At 73.2% G+C, this 14,562-nt stretch carries 13 protein-coding genes; 6 read left to right on the top strand and 7 right to left on the bottom strand.

Annotated features, from left to right (window positions below; genetic code table 11):
• Positions 1–112: 112 nt before the first annotated feature.
• Both CRP56_RS05560 and CRP56_RS05555 read right to left on the bottom strand, forming a co-directional pair.
• Complete coding sequence (locus CRP56_RS05560; RefSeq protein ID WP_097260824.1) at positions 113–1,408, bottom strand: SWIM zinc finger family protein; 1,296 nt, start codon at positions 1,406–1,408, stop codon at positions 113–115.
• Positions 1,405–4,278, bottom strand: a complete 2,874-nt coding sequence (locus CRP56_RS05555; protein WP_097260821.1) for a DEAD/DEAH box helicase — start codon at positions 4,276–4,278, stop codon at positions 1,405–1,407. Before CRP56_RS05555 ends, CRP56_RS05560 begins: the two co-directional genes overlap by 4 nt.
• Before the next feature lie 275 nt (positions 4,279–4,553).
• Between CRP56_RS05555 and CRP56_RS05550 the strand changes: the two genes are divergently transcribed.
• Positions 4,554–4,736 (top strand): hypothetical protein, encoded by a 183-nt coding sequence (locus tag CRP56_RS05550; RefSeq protein ID WP_059198412.1) that lies wholly within the window; start codon positions 4,554–4,556, stop codon positions 4,734–4,736.
• Between the two features lie 10 nt (positions 4,737–4,746).
• On the opposite strand, the gene CRP56_RS05545 is transcribed toward CRP56_RS05550, so the two are convergent.
• From CRP56_RS05545 to CRP56_RS05535, 3 genes are all read right to left on the bottom strand, one after another.
• Positions 4,747–6,150, bottom strand: coding sequence for a tannase/feruloyl esterase family alpha/beta hydrolase (locus CRP56_RS05545; RefSeq protein WP_097260819.1), 1,404 nt, complete (start codon positions 6,148–6,150; stop codon positions 4,747–4,749).
• 162 nt (positions 6,151–6,312) lie between these two features.
• Positions 6,313–7,167 carry a hypothetical protein gene (locus tag CRP56_RS05540; RefSeq protein WP_097260817.1) on the bottom strand — a complete coding sequence of 285 codons (855 nt, stop codon included), beginning with the start codon at positions 7,165–7,167 and terminating at the stop codon, positions 6,313–6,315.
• Between the two features lie 133 nt (positions 7,168–7,300).
• Complete coding sequence (locus tag CRP56_RS05535) at positions 7,301–7,597, bottom strand: hypothetical protein (RefSeq protein WP_097260814.1); 297 nt, start codon at positions 7,595–7,597, stop codon at positions 7,301–7,303.
• Positions 7,598–7,700: 103 nt separating this feature from the next.
• Between CRP56_RS05535 and CRP56_RS05530 the strand changes: the two genes are divergently transcribed.
• Complete coding sequence (locus CRP56_RS05530) at positions 7,701–8,597, top strand: oxygenase MpaB family protein (RefSeq protein ID WP_179851291.1); 897 nt, start codon at positions 7,701–7,703, stop codon at positions 8,595–8,597.
• On the opposite strand, the gene CRP56_RS05525 is transcribed toward CRP56_RS05530, so the two are convergent.
• A complete protein-coding gene (locus tag CRP56_RS05525; RefSeq protein WP_097260812.1) occupies positions 8,583–9,107 on the bottom strand; it encodes a PadR family transcriptional regulator in 525 nt (174 codons plus the stop codon). The genes CRP56_RS05530 and CRP56_RS05525 overlap by 15 nt on opposite strands.
• Positions 9,108–9,248: 141 nt before the next feature.
• Between CRP56_RS05525 and CRP56_RS05520 the strand changes: the two genes are divergently transcribed.
• A complete protein-coding gene (locus CRP56_RS05520; protein ID WP_097260810.1) occupies positions 9,249–10,004 on the top strand; it encodes an alpha/beta fold hydrolase in 756 nt (251 codons plus the stop codon).
• A gap of 6 nt (positions 10,005–10,010) precedes the next feature.
• Here the strand turns inward: CRP56_RS05520 and CRP56_RS05515 are convergent, their stop codons facing one another.
• Positions 10,011–10,610: a class I SAM-dependent methyltransferase gene (locus CRP56_RS05515; RefSeq protein ID WP_097273755.1), complete on the bottom strand. Its 600-nt coding sequence runs from the start codon at positions 10,608–10,610 to the stop codon at positions 10,011–10,013.
• A gap of 152 nt (positions 10,611–10,762) precedes the next feature.
• On the opposite strand from CRP56_RS05515, the gene CRP56_RS05510 reads away from it, so the two are divergent.
• Genes CRP56_RS05510 through CRP56_RS05500 form a run of 3 tightly spaced genes read left to right on the top strand, consistent with a single transcriptional unit; the run spans position 10,763 to position 14,560 of the window.
• Positions 10,763–11,539 (top strand): MHYT domain-containing protein, encoded by a 777-nt coding sequence (locus tag CRP56_RS05510; protein WP_097260808.1) that lies wholly within the window; start codon positions 10,763–10,765, stop codon positions 11,537–11,539.
• A 43-nt stretch (positions 11,540–11,582) separates the two neighbouring features.
• Positions 11,583–14,129, top strand: coding sequence for a sensor histidine kinase (locus CRP56_RS05505; protein ID WP_097260806.1), 2,547 nt, complete (start codon positions 11,583–11,585; stop codon positions 14,127–14,129).
• The gene (locus CRP56_RS05500; RefSeq protein WP_059198419.1) at positions 14,126–14,560 is read left to right on the top strand and encodes a roadblock/LC7 domain-containing protein; all 435 of its coding nucleotides are present in this window, start codon (positions 14,126–14,128) and stop codon (positions 14,558–14,560) included. Before CRP56_RS05505 ends, CRP56_RS05500 begins: the two co-directional genes overlap by 4 nt.
• Positions 14,561–14,562: the final 2 nt, after the last annotated feature.

Below are 14,562 nucleotides of genomic sequence, written 5' to 3'. Positions count from 1 at the left end.
CTGACAGCGGCCAGATTTGGGCCCCGCGCGGAACGCCGTACGACGGCCGGGTGAACGGGGTGTGGCGGGGGCTCGTCGAGCTCGCGTGCGGCACTTCGACGAGCCCCGGATGTCAGCCGGTGCTGGCGGCCTCCTCCGCCGAAACCAGCGCCGTCGCAGGGTCGTTGGCCGGCGCGCCCGCGGGCACCCAGCGTCCCCGTTCCTCCCGGTACGGCCACCAGCGGCCGTCGCGACCCAGGCGCAGCTGACTCCGGGTGTCGGCGACGGTCCAACGACAGCCCCGCGCGGACAGCGACGGACGTTCGTCCTCGTCCCATGCCGCGTCGAGGACGGCACGCGCGCGTGCGAGCTCCTCGCCCTCGACCGTGCGCTCCTCCTCCAGCACCGACAACGCGGCCACTCCGCCGTACCGCCACGCGCGCACGGCCGTCTCCAGCTCCTGCGCGTCCCGCCCCGACCCCGCGGCCAACCGCTCGGCCACGGCCCCGCCGGGGTCGCCGAGCGCGAGCCGGACCGCGTCCTGCCCGATCGTCAACTCCTCCTCCGCGGCTCCCTGTCCACGCAACGCCTCGATCAGCAGCCGGTGCGCCTCCGCGGCGGTCCGGGCCGCGAGGTACTCCAACGCGGCCGGGTCGACGTCGGGCGGGGCCGATGTCCCGGTGTCCAGGGACGGCGGTATGCCCGGTTCCTCGGGCAGTTCCGGCAGCGCCGGGAGCGGCGGCAGGATGTCCCCGGCCGCGAACGCCTCCGCCGCGTCCACGCCCTCCTGACGGGCCGGCGCCTCGACCGACGCGGGCGCTGCGGTACGGGCCTGGAGGTCGTCCAGCACGGCCTGTTCGGAGCGTCCGCGCATCAACAGCAGGACGAAGGGGTCCTGGTCCAAGAGGCGTGCCACCTGGTAGCAGAGCGCCGCCGTGTGTCCGCAGTGGTCCCAGGCGCCGCAGTCGCACTCCGGCTCCAGATCGCCCAGGCCCGGCAGCAGGTCGACGCCCGCGGACTCCGCGTCCTCGACCAGGTGCGGAGGCATCTCGCGGTCCAGAAGTGCCGCGATGTGCCCGGCCCGCTCCAGGGCCATCTCCAGGAAGCGGTCCCACTGTTCGCCCGACAGCTGCTCCAGCAGCACGTCCGCCCGGTGCGGGGTGCGGTCGCGGTCCTGGACGACGGCCGTGATCCGGCCCGGCCGCACCGACACCGCGCCGACGGCCCCCGCGCGCGCGAGCGCGCGTCCGGTCTTCACCTGCCGTGTGTCCAGCGCGGTGTCCTCCAGCGCCTTCAGCCAGGCCTGTCCCCACCAGGTCTGGGCGAAGCCCCGCCCCTGCGCGGGCGGGAACGCGGCGAACGTCCGCTCCGTCGTTCCGTCGTACGAGTTTGTCTCGTCGTACGGGTTCGTCTCGTCGTAGGTGGTCATCGCGCGCCCCCTCGCAGTTCGACCAGGTCGGCCAGCTCGGCGTCCGTCAGCTCCGTGAGTCCCGCCTCGCCGGCGCCGAGCACCGCGTCGGCCAACTCCCGCTTGCGGCTGAGCATGTCGGCGATGCGGTCCTCGATGGTGCCCTCGGCGATCAGCCGGTGCACCTGCACGGGCCGTTTCTGGCCGATGCGGTACGCGCGGTCGGTGGCCTGCGCCTCGACGGCGGGGTTCCACCAGCGGTCGTAGTGCACGACGTGCTCGGCCCGGGTCAGGTTCAGCCCGGTCCCGGCCGCCTTCAACGACAGCAGGAAGACCGGCACTTCACCGTCCTGGAAGCGCTGCACCATCGCCTCCCGCGCGGCGATCGGCGTCCCCCCGTGCAGGAACTGCGAGGACACCCCCCGCGCGGCGAGGTGTCGCTCGATGAGGCGGGCCATCCGCACGTACTGCGTGAAGACCAGCACGCCCGCCCCTTCGGCGAGGATCGTGTCGAGCAGCTCGTCGAGGAGCTCCAGCTTGCCGGACCGTCCGGCGATGGCCGGCTGCTCCTCCTTCAGGAACTGCGCCGGGTGGTTGCAGATCTGCTTGAGGCCGGTGAGCAGCTTCACGATCAGCCCGCGGCGCGCCATGCTGTCGGCGCCGGAGATCTCCGCCAGCGTCTCGCGCACCACCGCCTCGTACAGACCGGCCTGTTCCGCGGTGAGCGAGACGGCGCGATCGGTCTCCGTCTTCGGCGGCAGCTCCGGGGCGATCCCCGGGTCCGACTTGCGGCGGCGCAGCAGGAAGGGGCGCACGAGCCGGGAGAGCCGTTCGGCGGCGACCGGGTCCTGGCCGCCCTCCACGGCCTGCGCGTACCGGGTGCGGAAGGTGCCGAGACGGCCCAGCAGACCGGGGGTCGTCCAGTCGAGGATGGCCCACAGCTCGGACAGGTTGTTCTCCACCGGGGTGCCGGTGAGCGCCACGCGCGCGCGTGCGTCGATGGACCGCAGCTGCCGTGCCGTCGCCGAGTACGGGTTCTTCACGTGCTGGGCCTCGTCCGTCACGACCATGCCCCAGGACACGGCGGCCAGCCGGCCCGCGTCGAGCCGCATCGTGCCGTACGTGGTGAGGACGAACTCCCCGTCCGCGAGGGCGTCCAGGTCGCGGCGCGGTCCGTGGAAGCGGCGCACGGGCGTGCCGGGCGCGAACTTCTCGATCTCGCGCTGCCAGTTGCCCATCAGGGACGTCGGACACACCACGAGCGTGGGACCGGCGGCCGCGGGATCGGTCTGCCGGTGCAGATGAAGGGCGATGAGGGTGATGGTCTTGCCGAGTCCCATGTCGTCGGCGAGACAGCAGCCCAGCCCCAGGGAGGTCATCCGGGCCAGCCAGTCGAGGCCCCGCCGCTGGTAGTCGCGCAGGGTCGCCGCGAGCGCCGCGGGCTGCTCGACGGGCTCCTGCGTCCCCGGGTCCGCGAGGCGTTCCCGCAGGCTCGCCAACCACCCCGTGGGCTGTACGTCGACCCGGCGGCCGTCGACCTCCGTGGAGCCGGTCAGAGCGGCGGCCAGCGCGTCGATCGGGGTGACCTTGCGGTCCTGCCGGTCGCGGGCCCGGCGCACCTCCTGGGGATCGATGAGGACCCACTGGTCACGCAGCCGCACGACCGGGCGGTTGGCCTCGGCGAGCCGGTCCAGTTCCTCGCGCGTGAGCCGCTGCCCGCCCAGTGCGAACGACCAGTTGAACGCCAGCAGCGCGTCGGCGGACAGGAACGACGGAGTGTCGGAGAAGGCCCTGGCGGGGCCCGACTCCTCGTCCGGCGGGCCGACCACCGCGCGGGCCGTCAGCTTGCGGGCCAGCTCCTTGGGCCAGTGCACGTCGACCCCGGCGGCGCCGAGCGACCGGGCGCCCTCCGTGAGGAGGTCGGCGATCTCGTCGTCGGCGAGTTCGACGGCGTCCGGCACGGGCGCCGACAGCAGCGGCGCGAGCGGCGGCCACGCGCGCGCCGCGCGGCGCAGCGCCAGCAGCGCGTCCATCCGCGCGTGCGTGCCGAACGCGTCCTGGGCGCCGGTCCACACCGCGGCGGCGTCCGCGACCAGACCCGGATCGCTCACGCTGTGCACCTGCGGTACGGCCCGGAAGACCAGGCCCGCGCCCTCCTGCGTCGCCGTCTCCAGGCCTGGCACCTCGATCCGCAGCGACAACCGCACACCGGCGTCATGGCCCGCGGCCACATCGGCGGCCCAGGGCCGAAGTTCGGGCAGGTGCCGAGGCTCCGGCACGGCATAGGCGGGCCCGCCCGTCACGAGCGAGGCCGCGGGGGAGCGGGGCAGGGCGTCGGCCACCGCGTCCAGGAAGGCCCGCAGCAGCCGCTCGGGGTCGGGCAGGCGCAGGGAGTCGAAGTCTCCCGCCGGTTCGCCGTCCCCCAGAGGCACGGCGTGCGCCTCGGGCGGCATCGCGGCGGCGAGTGCGCGGATGCGCTCCACGTCCTCGGAGCGCAGCGGCCCCGCCCGCCATGCGTCGTGGTCGCCCTCGGACAGGCCGGGCAGCAGCAGCCCACGGGCCGCCAGTTGGAGGGCGTGCACGGCGGCGGTGCCCCAGAACACGGCCGCCCGGTGGCCGTCGGCCACGGCACGCGCGCGCGTGAGGACGGGCAGGGCCGACCGCACGGGCAGCAGCACCGCCGGCACGACCACCGCCGCCACGCCGCCCTCGCCGGGCACGACGACGCTCAGGTCCTCCACGGTCCCCGACGCGACACCGGGTGGCGCGTCGGCCTCGGGGTCCCAGAAGGCGACGCGGCCGGTACGGGCCGGGTCGCCGGGTACGAACACGGCACAGCAGCGGGCCAGTTGAGAGATCTCGGACGGTGTCGCCGCGGGAATCCTCGGCACAGGAATGCAGCACTCCTCAAATTTGACTACCGGATGCGCGATGGCCGAGGGTACAGCACCGCCAGAGGGGGCCCGGCATGACCCGGCTATGAGCCGGGTCACTTCGGCAAGCGGATGGGTATCCCCGTCTCAGGGACGTGAATCTCAGGACGGGCGTCTCAGGGGCGCATAGGGGTCGCGTCTCAGGGACGTCTCAGGGTCGTGGTGCGGAACCGTGGGGAGCGCGGGCCCGTTTTCAGGACAGAGAGCGGCAGTGGCCGCGAAGGAGGCGACACATGTCGAAGAACGCGAAGATCGCCGCAGGCGGTGTGGCGGTAGGCATCATCCTGCTGTTCTGGCTGCCGTGGTGGGCCGCGCTCCTGATCGTCCTGGGAGTCCCGGCCGCCGCGTACCTCACGCTGGACCCCTCGCAGCGGCGCAGGCTGCGCCGTGTCACACGCAAGGAGCTCGGTCGCTGAGACCCGCGGGCTACCGGGCCGCGGTGGCCGGGTGGTCCAGGGCGCAGGAGTCGACCACGTCGCCGCTCGCGGGCCGGTCCACGACCTGGTCCGCGGGCGGCGGGGTGCCTCGCTCCACCCACGCCACCAGTGCGTCGAAGGCCGTCCGGTAGCAGGGCAGGATCGGACGCAGCCGGTCCGGATAGGTGTCGTACAGCCCGTCGACGTGCGTGCCGCCCTGGACCGAGTAGTAGCGGTGGAGGCGGCCCTTCCCGCGCGCGTCGATCATGCGGGCGTACACGTCGGAGTCCGCCGCCTTGGGCAGCAGGGCGTCCAGGTCGCCGTGGAGCGTGATCAGCGGGCGTCCGATGCGACCGGTCAGCGCGACCCTGGCCACGGCACGCCGGACCGACTCGGGGCGCGACGCCAGATCGTAGGAGGCGTCCGTGGCACAGGGCGCCAGGATCTGTTCCGTGGTCGTCCCGGCCGTCGGGCCCGGGCAGTCGGGGTCGTAGGCCGGGTCGAACTCGGCGCGGTAGATCTTCTGCGTGACACCCCAGTAGGCCTTCTCGTGGTAGGGCCACAGGAACTCGGAGCCGCGCGCGAACCCCACCCGGTACAGGTCGTCGTCCGTCGCCGAACCCGTCATGCGGGCCACGGCAGTGGGCAGCGAGGTGAGCAGACCGGTGCCGTCCTCGGTCCACAGGGCGCCTTCCCAGTCCACGCCGCCGTCGTACAGCTCCGGGTGGTTCTCCAGCTGCCAGCGCGTCAGATAGCCGCCGTTGGAGATCCCGGTCATGTACGTCCGGCGCGGTGACCGCCCGTAGTGCTGGGCGACGGCGCGCTTGGCCGCGCGCGTGAGCTGGGTGGTGCGCGTGTTCCACTCGGCGACCGCGTCGCCGGGTCGGGTGCCGTCGCGGTAGAAGTCGGTGCCGTTGTTGCCCTTGTCCGTCGCGGCGTACGCGTAGCCCTGGGCGAGCACCCGGTCGGAGATCGCCTTGTCCGTCGCGTACTGCCTGCGGGTTCCCGGGGCGCCCGTGACGACCAGCCCGCCGTTCCAGTGGTCCGGCAACCGGATCACGAACTGGGCGTCATGCCGCCAGCCGTGGGTGGCGTTGAAGCGCGACGAGTCCGGGAAGTAGCCGTCGATCTGCACGCCGGGCACCCCGGACGGCGTCCGTGTCCCCTGGGCCGTGAGCCCCGCCTGGTCGGCCGGGTCGGTGTAGGGCGTACCGGCGAGCCCGGTCGTGGTCAGGTCGGCGAGGCAGGCGCTCTGCTGGAAGGCCGCGCCCGGGACGCGCGTCCGCTCCTGGTGTGCGCAGTGACCGGCCTCGACGCCCGCGCCCGCGGCGGCGGTCGGCAGGGCGAGGGCTGCGGTGAGGGCGGTCGCCACCAGGGTGGGGGCGACGACGGGAACACCTCGGGACACACGCATGACCGGCCTCCAGGACGGGACGGGGAGTCGAGAGCTGCCCCATGGTGCGAGTGCGCCGCCGGGTCATCCATGGGGTGGGACCACATGGAATGACGCCGCGGCATGGGTGTTCCGCCGCGCACCGCCCGCCAGAGTTGGATCAGCCGTCCCGGCCGCCCCCGCTCAGAGCGGCCGTACCGCCATCTTGTCGAGCGCCTCCAGCAGACCCGGCAGCTCCGGGCCGCGGCCGACCGGGAGGACCTCGCCCGGTTCCTCGTCCAGCAGGACGAAGGCGATGTCGTCGGTCCTGGCCACGAGCGACCAGCCGGGGCCGTCCGCGCGCAGCGTGCGGGCGTCCCCGGGCGCGAAGGACGACCGGACGCGGCCCAGCGGCGGCGGCGTGTCCACGTACCCGCGAGCCTCCGCGAGCACGCGCCGAATGCCCTGGTGGCCGCCGTTGCCCTCGCTCTTCTCCGAGGTCTCCGCCGTCCCCGAGGCCTCGTCGGTCCCGGCGGCGGTCGCCCCCGGCATCGGGAACTCCGCGTCATTGATCTGCTCCCGCCACAGCGACCACTGGACGGCGATCTCGTCCGCGCCCAGACGGCGCTGGGCCGGCCCCCACGTGGAGGTGTCCGGCGGCGTCAGCGGCGGGCGGTCCGCCACCTCCGGGCCGGGATCGTGCGGAGCGGGCACGCCCGGCGCGGCGACGGCCACGGCGAGCGGCCAGCCCGGCAGGGCGGCGACGACCGTGTCCTCGTCGGGAGACAGCTCGTACTCCATGCCGCAGTCCCACGACGCGATGGCGACGGCGACCAGCGAGACGTCGTCGATGACGACCGTCCAGCGGGAGCCGTCGCCGTCCTGGCCGAGCACCAAGCCGTACCCGTCGGCGAGCGGCGCGAGACCGAGCGCCGCACAGGCCTCCGGATAGTCGTCGCCCAGCACGCTCGGGAACTTCGCCGGCGTCAGCAGCACCGCCGTGAGCACATAGAGCGCATCGTCCGCGGCGGCGACGGCGTCCTCGTCCGTCCCGGCCATCCCAGCCTCCCCATCGGTTCGTCCAACGGCGCGCACCCTAGTGCGAGCGGAAGCAGCTTGTCACGACTCCCATGCACCCCGGAGCTGCAGTTTTCCGGTCGGACGGGGCGAATCGACCGCGGTTGGCCCGCCTTCAGGCCGCCGGAAGCCCCAGCAGCGCACGGGCCACGGTCTGCGGCGACTCGTCGCGCTCCCGCGCGAGCGCGATGACGGCCCGGCACGCCAGCTCGCTCACCCCGAACGACAACGCCTCCGGCGACACCCAGCCCGCCGCCTCGTCGATCTGCTCCTGGTCGTCCACCGCGCAGGCCGACACATAGGCCGCCGCGGCCTCGAACAGGTTGTGTGCGCGCTTGTCCCGGCCGTTGTCGATGTCGGCGCGCCCGGTGTTGACGAATCCGGTGAACGACTTACGCATCCTGCCCCACATGCTGACCACCTTCCCCCTGCGTGGTGTGCTGCCCTTACTGATCGTTCATCTCCTCCTACTCAACGTAGAGTTGGAGCTTCGACGGCAGAAGGGGGACGCCGCGGTGAAGCGGTTCGAGCGGCTCCGGCAGATACGGCGGATGGACCCGTACGAGGAGGCCTCGGAGATCTACCGGCTGATGGCCGCGTACGAGTTCCCCTGGGACTTCACCCGCTCCCTGGAGCTGGCCCTCTACCGCACCTACGCCGTCCCGAGCATCGGCCGGTTGCTGGCCGAGACTGCGGAGCTCACGGACCGGACGCAGAAGCGGTACGACGACACCTCGCTGCTCCTGGACGCCGTCGTCGAGCACGGCTTCGGCAGCGAGGAGGGCCGTACGGCGATCCGCCGCATCAACCAGATGCACCGCGGCTACGACATCACCGACGACGACATGCGCTACGTCCTGTGCACGTTCGTCGTGATGCCCAGACGGTGGATCGACACCTACGCGTGGCGTCGACTGTCCCGTCACGAGATCGTCGCCTCCGCCGTCCACTACCGCACCCTGGGGCGGCACATGGGCATCACGGACATCCCCGAGAGCTACGAGGAGTTCGAGGACTGCCTCGACGCCTACGAGGAGGCCCACTTCGGCTGGGACGAGGGGGCGCGGCGCGTCTCGGACGCCACGCTCGACCTGATGGCGTCCTGGTACCCGCGCCCCCTGGCGCCCCTGCTGCGCACCTCGACGCTCGCCCTCCTCGACGAACCCCTGCTGCGGGCCTTCCGCTATCCGGCTCCCGGCGCGGCGACCCGCGGGCTGGTGCGGGGCGCCGTACGCCTGCGCGGTCGCGCGGTCCGGCTGCTCCCGCCGCGCCGCGCACCGCACTTCGCCCGGCAGAACTGGGAGATCAAGGGCTACCCGGACGGCTACCGGCTGGCGGAACTGGGCACCCGCCCCGTTCCGGGCGTACGCGGATGCCCCGTACGGCATCGGGACGGCTCAGCCGTCGAGTGAGGCCAAGGTGTCCCGCAGCCAGCCGAGTTCGGCGCGGGACGTCGCGCGGGCGATCGTCAGGATCCCGCGCCGGAAGGGATCGTCCAACTCCTCGGCGCTCAGGGGCCGGTCACCCTCGTAGAAGAAGCTCGCCGGCTCCTCCAGGAACGCCAGCCTGCGCCGCAGCACGGCCGCCTGCGCGGGCGCGTCCTCCAGGTGCCGGAGGAACGCGAGCAGCGTGAACCAGCGGTTCTCGTCGGTGATGTCGGGCCGCACCGGCTCGGCGAGCCGTCGGCGCAGCTCGTGACGGCCGTCCTCGGTCAGGGTCAGCACGTGTCGCGGCGCGGCGACGGAACCGGGCTCCGTCGCGCGCTCCAGCAGCCCGGCCTTCTCCAGACGCTTGATCGCCGGGTAAAGCGTGCTCTCGGCGACCGGTTTCACGTGCCCGGTGAGCGCGGTGATGCGTTTGCGCAGCTCGTAGCCGTGCAGGGGGGCGTCGTACAGGAATCCGAGGATGGCGAGCTCCAGCATGCCCGCATTCTGCCGTACGCACGGTGTACATCGCTCAGTTGATACATCGCGCAGGGCATACATCGAGCAGCGGATACATCGTCTTCTCTATACCTCGTAACCGATGTATTGTCGTCGCTGACACCGACGAGGGAGGACGCGATGCAGCAGGCCGAGTTCGACAGCAAGGGAAGCCGTATCCGCTGGACGGAGGTGCCCGGCGAGGAACCCGCGCGCGTGTATGTGCACGGGCTGGGGGCGATGTCCTCCGTGTACCACGCCCACATCGCCGCCCGGCCCGAACTCGCGGGCAGGCGCAGCCTGTTCGTGGATCTGCCCGGGCACGGCCTCAGCGACCGGCCCGAGCACTTCGGCTACACGCTGGAGGACCATGCCGACGCCCTGGCGGAGGCACTGGACGCGGCGCAGCTCACCGGCGCCGAGGTGATCGGGCACAGCATGGGCGGCGCCGTCGCGATCGTGCTCGCCCACCGGCGGCCCGAGCTGGTCTCCCGCCTGGTGCTCACCGAGGCCAACCTGGACGCCTTCCCGCCACCGACCGCGGGCAGCAGCGGTATCGCCTCCTATGAGGAGGACGCCTTCGTCGACGGCGGCCACGCGCGCGTGCTGGAGGCGGTCGGACCGCTGTGGGCCGCGACCATGCGGCTGGCCGACCCGCGCGCCCTGCACCGCTCGGCGGTCGGGCTGCGGCGCGGTTCCGACCCCGTGATGCGCACGATCCTCGAAGGGCTCCCCGTGGACCGCGTGTACCTGCAGGGCGAGTCGAGCGGCGAACTCGAGGGCAGGGAGGGGCTGGAGGAGGCGGGCGTGCGCGTGGTGACCGTGCCCGGCGCCGGCCACAACGTCATGTTCGACAACCCCGACGCGTTCGTGGCCGCGGTCGCCGGACCGGCGTGAGAGCGGTCAGACTTCGCGCACCGCCAGCGTCAGGAACCGCGCGTCCTCGTCGACGTACGACGTCATCCGCCACCCGGAACCGGCCAGCAGGGGACGGAGGTTGGGCTCGGCGCGCAGGTCTTCCGGAGTGATCTGACGACCCTGCCGCGCCGCGAGCGCCGCCCTGCCGATCGGGTGGAACAGGGCCAGGATGCCGCCCGGGCGCACCACGCGCGCCAACTCCCGCAGGTTCTCGGCCGGATCGGGGAGGTGGGAGATCAGCCCGGCCCCGAACACCGCGTCCAGGGACCCCGAGCGCAACGGCAGCGCGGCCACGTCGGCGAGCAGCAGCTGCCCGTCGCGGTCCCGTCCCGCCCGTACGGCGGCCTGAAGCATGGCCGGGGTCAGATCGGCCCCGAGGACCGCTCCCGAGGGGCCCACGGCCGCACGCAGGGGCGTCAGGGCGCGTCCGGTGCCGCAGCCGGCGTCGAGCACGCGGTCTCCTTCGCGCAGCCCGAGCTCGGCGACCGCGGCCGCGTAGGCGGGACCGTCGTCGGGGAACCGGGCGTCCCAGTCGGCTGCCCGGGCGCCGAAGAACTCCTGGACATGTGTGTGGTCGTCGCTCATGTTCCGCATGATCCCTCACCGACAAGGGTGATGCTTCTGCGCGCACGTTCGAGCGGGACGCGATCGTTCAGGTACATCGCTGCGTCATATTCCAACAGCTTTCGAAATGCGCCCCCTTTGTGCACCCGTGCCCCCACTAGCGTCCCGGGGCCATGGGACACCTGGACCACGCAGCCCTCGGCTGGCTGACCCCCGTGCTGTCGTACGTGATGGCCTGCATCGGCGCCGCACTCGGCCTGCGCTGCACCATGCGCGCGCTCGGCGCCACCGGACGCTCGCGCCGCAACTGGCTCATCACCGCTGCCTCGGCGATCGGCACCGGCATCTGGACCATGCACTTCGTGGCCATGCTCGGTTTCAGCGTCAGCGGCACGGACATCCGCTACGACGTGCCGCTCACCATCGTGAGCCTGCTCGTCGCCATGATCGTCGTCTGTGCCGGCGTCTTCGCCGTCGGCTACAGCCGCGACCGCGCCCGCGCGCTCTTCCTCGGCGGGCTCACCACCGGACTCGGTGTCGCGAGCATGCACTACCTGGGCATGGCGGCCGTTCGTCTGCACGGTCAGGTGCACTACGACCCGGTGCTCGTCGGACTCTCCGTCCTGATCGCCGTGGTGGCCGCGACCGCCGCGCTGTGGGCGGCGCTCAACATCAAGTCGCCCGTCGCCGTCACCATCGCCTCCCTCATCATGGGCGCCGCGGTGAGCAGCATGCACTACACCGGGATGTTCGCGGTGAGTGTGCGCGTCACACCGTCCGGCGCCGCGCTGCCCGGGGCGACGGCGATGCAGTTCATCTTCCCGCTCGCCGTCGGGCTCGGGTCCTATCTGTTCCTGACCTCGGCCTTCGTCGCGCTGTCGCCCTCGACGGGAGAGCGCGAGGCTTCCGCCTCCGCCCAGCGGCCGGTCGAGCACGTCGCCGCCCACTGAGGGCCCTCCGGGCGAGCCGAACCACTCTCCGAGGCAGGAGGCCATGCGAACACCCCGTAGGACCCCCACGAGCGGCTCCGAGCCACCGTCCGCCGGCCCGGCCCGCGGCCGCCGCGCACACGCCGGACCACCGGCCGACGAAGGGCCGGACGACCCGATGGGCGTCGACCCCGACGACCCGCCCACGCGCGCGGGAGGCTGGCGGATACGCCCGCGCACCGTGCGCGCCAAGATCGTCTGCCTGCTGATGGTGCCGGTGGTCTCCCTGCTCGCCCTGTGGGCGTACGCCACCGTGACCACCGCCCAGGACGTCTCCCGGCTGCGGCAGCTGCAGCGCGTCGACTCCGAGATCCGCACCCCGGTCGCGGCGGCCGTCGCCGCCCTCCAGACCGAGCGCGCGGCCGCGGTCCGCTATGCCACCGACCCCGCCGCAGGCCGCGCCGGCGACCTCAAGGCCCTCGCGGACCGCACCGACCAAGCCGTCGCGAAACTGCGGCTCGGCGAGGACAACACCGTCGCCGACAGCGAGGAGTTGCCCGCCGGTGTGGCCCAGCGCCTCGAGACCTTCGTCAGCGGCGCCGAGGCACTGAGCTCCCTGCGCACCGCGGTCCTCGACCGCCGCGCGGGCTGGGACGAGACGTACGGGCGCTACACGCGCACGATCTCGACGGCCTTCTCCGTCGGCGGCGCCCTCACCGGCATCCAGGACGCCGAACTGGGCTCCGACGCGCGCGTGCTGCTCGAGTTCTCCCGCGCGGGCGAGGCCCTGGCCCAGGAGGACGTCGTGCTCTCCAGCGCACGGCTCGCCGGACGCCTCGACGGCACCCGGCTGCGGCTGTTCACCGGCGCCGTCGACACCCGCCGCGCCCTCACCGAGGCCGCCGTCGCCGATCTGCGCGGCTCCGAACGCGGCGCCTGGCGGGATCTTGCCGACAGCGGTGACTACGTCGCCGTCGCGACCGTCGAGGACCGGGTCCTCACCAGCCGGGCCGGCGCCTCCGCGATCAACGCGGCACCCGAGGCGACCTGGGCGAAGGCACACGCGCGCGTGCAGGACGGCATGCGGACGATCGAGTCCGACGCGGGACGTGGGGTCGCCGACCGCGCCGATCCGTTCACCCGCGGACTGCTCACCCCGGCCGGCGCGGCCGTCCTGCTCGGTCTCGTCGCCGTCGCCGCCTCCCTGGTCATCTCCGTGCGCATCGGCCGCGGTCTGGTCGTCGAGCTGGTGAGCCTGCGCAACAGCGCCCTGGAGATCGCCCGGCGCAAACTCCCCGAGGCCATGCGGAAACTGCGCGCCGGGGAGGAGATCGACATCCGTGCGGAGGCACCGTCCGGGCCGCCCTCCGAGGACGAGACGGGGCAGGTCGCCGAGGCCCTCGGCACCGTGCACCGGGCCGCGCTGCGGGCCGCCGTGGAGCGTGCCGAGCTCGCCAGCGGCATCTCCGGGGTGTTCGTCAACCTCGCCCGGCGCAGCCAGGTCCTGGTCCACCGTCAGCTGAGCCTCCTGGACAGCATGGAGCGCCGCTCCGAGGACCCGGGCGAGCTGAGCGACCTTTTCCGCCTCGACCACCTCACGACCCGGATGCGGCGGCACGCGGAGAGCCTGATCATCCTCTCCGGAGCCGCACCCGGCCGGGCCTGGCGCATGCCGGTCTCCCTGACCAATGTGGTCCGCGCTGCCGTCTCGGAAGTCGAGGACTATGCGCGCGTGGAGGTACGCCAGCTCCCCGAGGCGTCCGTGGTCGGTGGCGCCGTCGCCGACCTCACCCACCTCCTCGCCGAGATCGTCGAGAACGCCGCACAGTTCTCACCGCCGCACACGCGCGTGCGCGTCACCGGCGAACCCGTCGGCAACGGCTACGCCATCGAGGTCGAGGACCGCGGGCTCGGCATGGGCAAGGAGACCCTCACCGAGGCGAACCGCCGCATCGAGCAGTCCGAGGCGCTCGACCTCTTCGACAGCGACCGGCTCGGCCTGTTCGTGGTCAGCCGGCTGGCGGCCCGGCACGGCATCAAGGTCCACCTGCGCACCTCGCCGTACGGCGGCACCACGGCGGTGGTCCTGCTGCCGACCGCCCTGCTGCACAGCGGCGCGGAGGAACGTTCCCCCCGCAAGGCGGCCGATGTGGAACGCGAGTACGCGCGCGTGCCCAGTGCCGCCCGGCTCCAGGAGTCCGTCCACGCGCCGGCCGACCGGCCCGCACTGGTGGCCCCCGCACCACCGGCCCCGGCGGAGCACAGGGCGGCGGCGAGGGCGGAGTCCGCCAGTGACACCCCGCCCCCCGGAGTCGCCACCCTGCGTCTGCACCGCCCCCAGGAGGACCCCGAAGGACCGGACGCGACGGACGACCTCCCGCGCCGCGTCCGGCAGGCAAGCCTGGCTCCTCAGCTGCGTGCGCCGCGCACCGAGGAACCGGAACCGCGGCCCGACCCCCAGGGCGACGACCGGCGCACCCCTGAGCTCGTACGGGACCGGATGGCGGCCTACCGCGACGGCTGGGCACGCGGCGGCGGCCGCCGGCCCGGACACGGCGCCGCCCCGGATTCCCCCGCGCCAAGAGACAGCAGCGAAGGAGACCACGCATGATCCAGGACCCGGCCATGAGGGCCGCTCAGCGGTCCGGCGAACTCGACTGGCTGCTGGACGACCTGGTGCTGCGCGTCAGCGAGGTACGGCACGCCGTGGTGCTGTCCAACGACGGCCTCGCCGTGGGGGCGTCGACCGACCTGCGCCGCGAGGACGCGGAGCACCTCGCCGCGGTCGCCTCCGGCTTCCACAGCCTGGCCAAGGGCGCCGGACGCCACTTCGGCGCGGGCGGGGTGCGGCAGACGATGGTCGAGATGGACGACGGCTACCTGTTCGTGGCCGCCGCCGGCGACGGCTCCTGCCTCGCGCTCCTCACGGCCGTGACCGCCGACATCGGTCTGGTGGCCTACGAGATGGCCCGCCTGGTCAAGCGCGTCGGCGAGCACCTGTACACGGCGCCGCGGGTAGCCGCACGGCCGCCCGCCGGATGAGA

Source organism: Streptomyces sp. TLI_55, from assembly GCF_900206255.1.
Lineage (GTDB): Bacteria > Actinomycetota > Actinomycetes > Streptomycetales > Streptomycetaceae > Streptomyces > Streptomyces aquilus.
Note: the sequence above shows the minus strand (reverse complement) of the source record. Positions and strands in the feature narration are given on the sequence as shown.

Bases quoted from the DNA above. Each gene is read 5' to 3' on its own strand.
- CRP56_RS05560 (WP_097260824.1), bottom strand. From the start codon at position 1,408: ATGACCACCTACGACGAGACGAACCCGTACGACGAGACAAACTCGTAC.
- CRP56_RS05550 (WP_059198412.1), top strand. From the start codon at position 4,554: ATGTCGAAGAACGCGAAGATCGCCGCAGGCGGTGTGGCGGTAGGCATC.
- CRP56_RS05545 (WP_097260819.1), bottom strand. From the start codon at position 6,150: ATGCGTGTGTCCCGAGGTGTTCCCGTCGTCGCCCCCACCCTGGTGGCG.
- CRP56_RS05540 (WP_097260817.1), bottom strand. From the start codon at position 7,167: ATGGCCGGGACGGACGAGGACGCCGTCGCCGCCGCGGACGATGCGCTC.
- CRP56_RS05535 (WP_097260814.1), bottom strand. From the start codon at position 7,597: ATGTGGGGCAGGATGCGTAAGTCGTTCACCGGATTCGTCAACACCGGG.
- CRP56_RS05525 (WP_097260812.1), bottom strand. From the start codon at position 9,107: ATGCTGGAGCTCGCCATCCTCGGATTCCTGTACGACGCCCCCCTGCAC.
- CRP56_RS05520 (WP_097260810.1), top strand. From the start codon at position 9,249: ATGCAGCAGGCCGAGTTCGACAGCAAGGGAAGCCGTATCCGCTGGACG.
- CRP56_RS05515 (WP_097273755.1), bottom strand. From the start codon at position 10,610: ATGAGCGACGACCACACACATGTCCAGGAGTTCTTCGGCGCCCGGGCA.
- CRP56_RS05510 (WP_097260808.1), top strand. From the start codon at position 10,763: ATGGGACACCTGGACCACGCAGCCCTCGGCTGGCTGACCCCCGTGCTG.
- CRP56_RS05505 (WP_097260806.1), top strand. From the start codon at position 11,583: ATGCGAACACCCCGTAGGACCCCCACGAGCGGCTCCGAGCCACCGTCC.
- CRP56_RS05500 (WP_059198419.1), top strand. From the start codon at position 14,126: ATGATCCAGGACCCGGCCATGAGGGCCGCTCAGCGGTCCGGCGAACTC.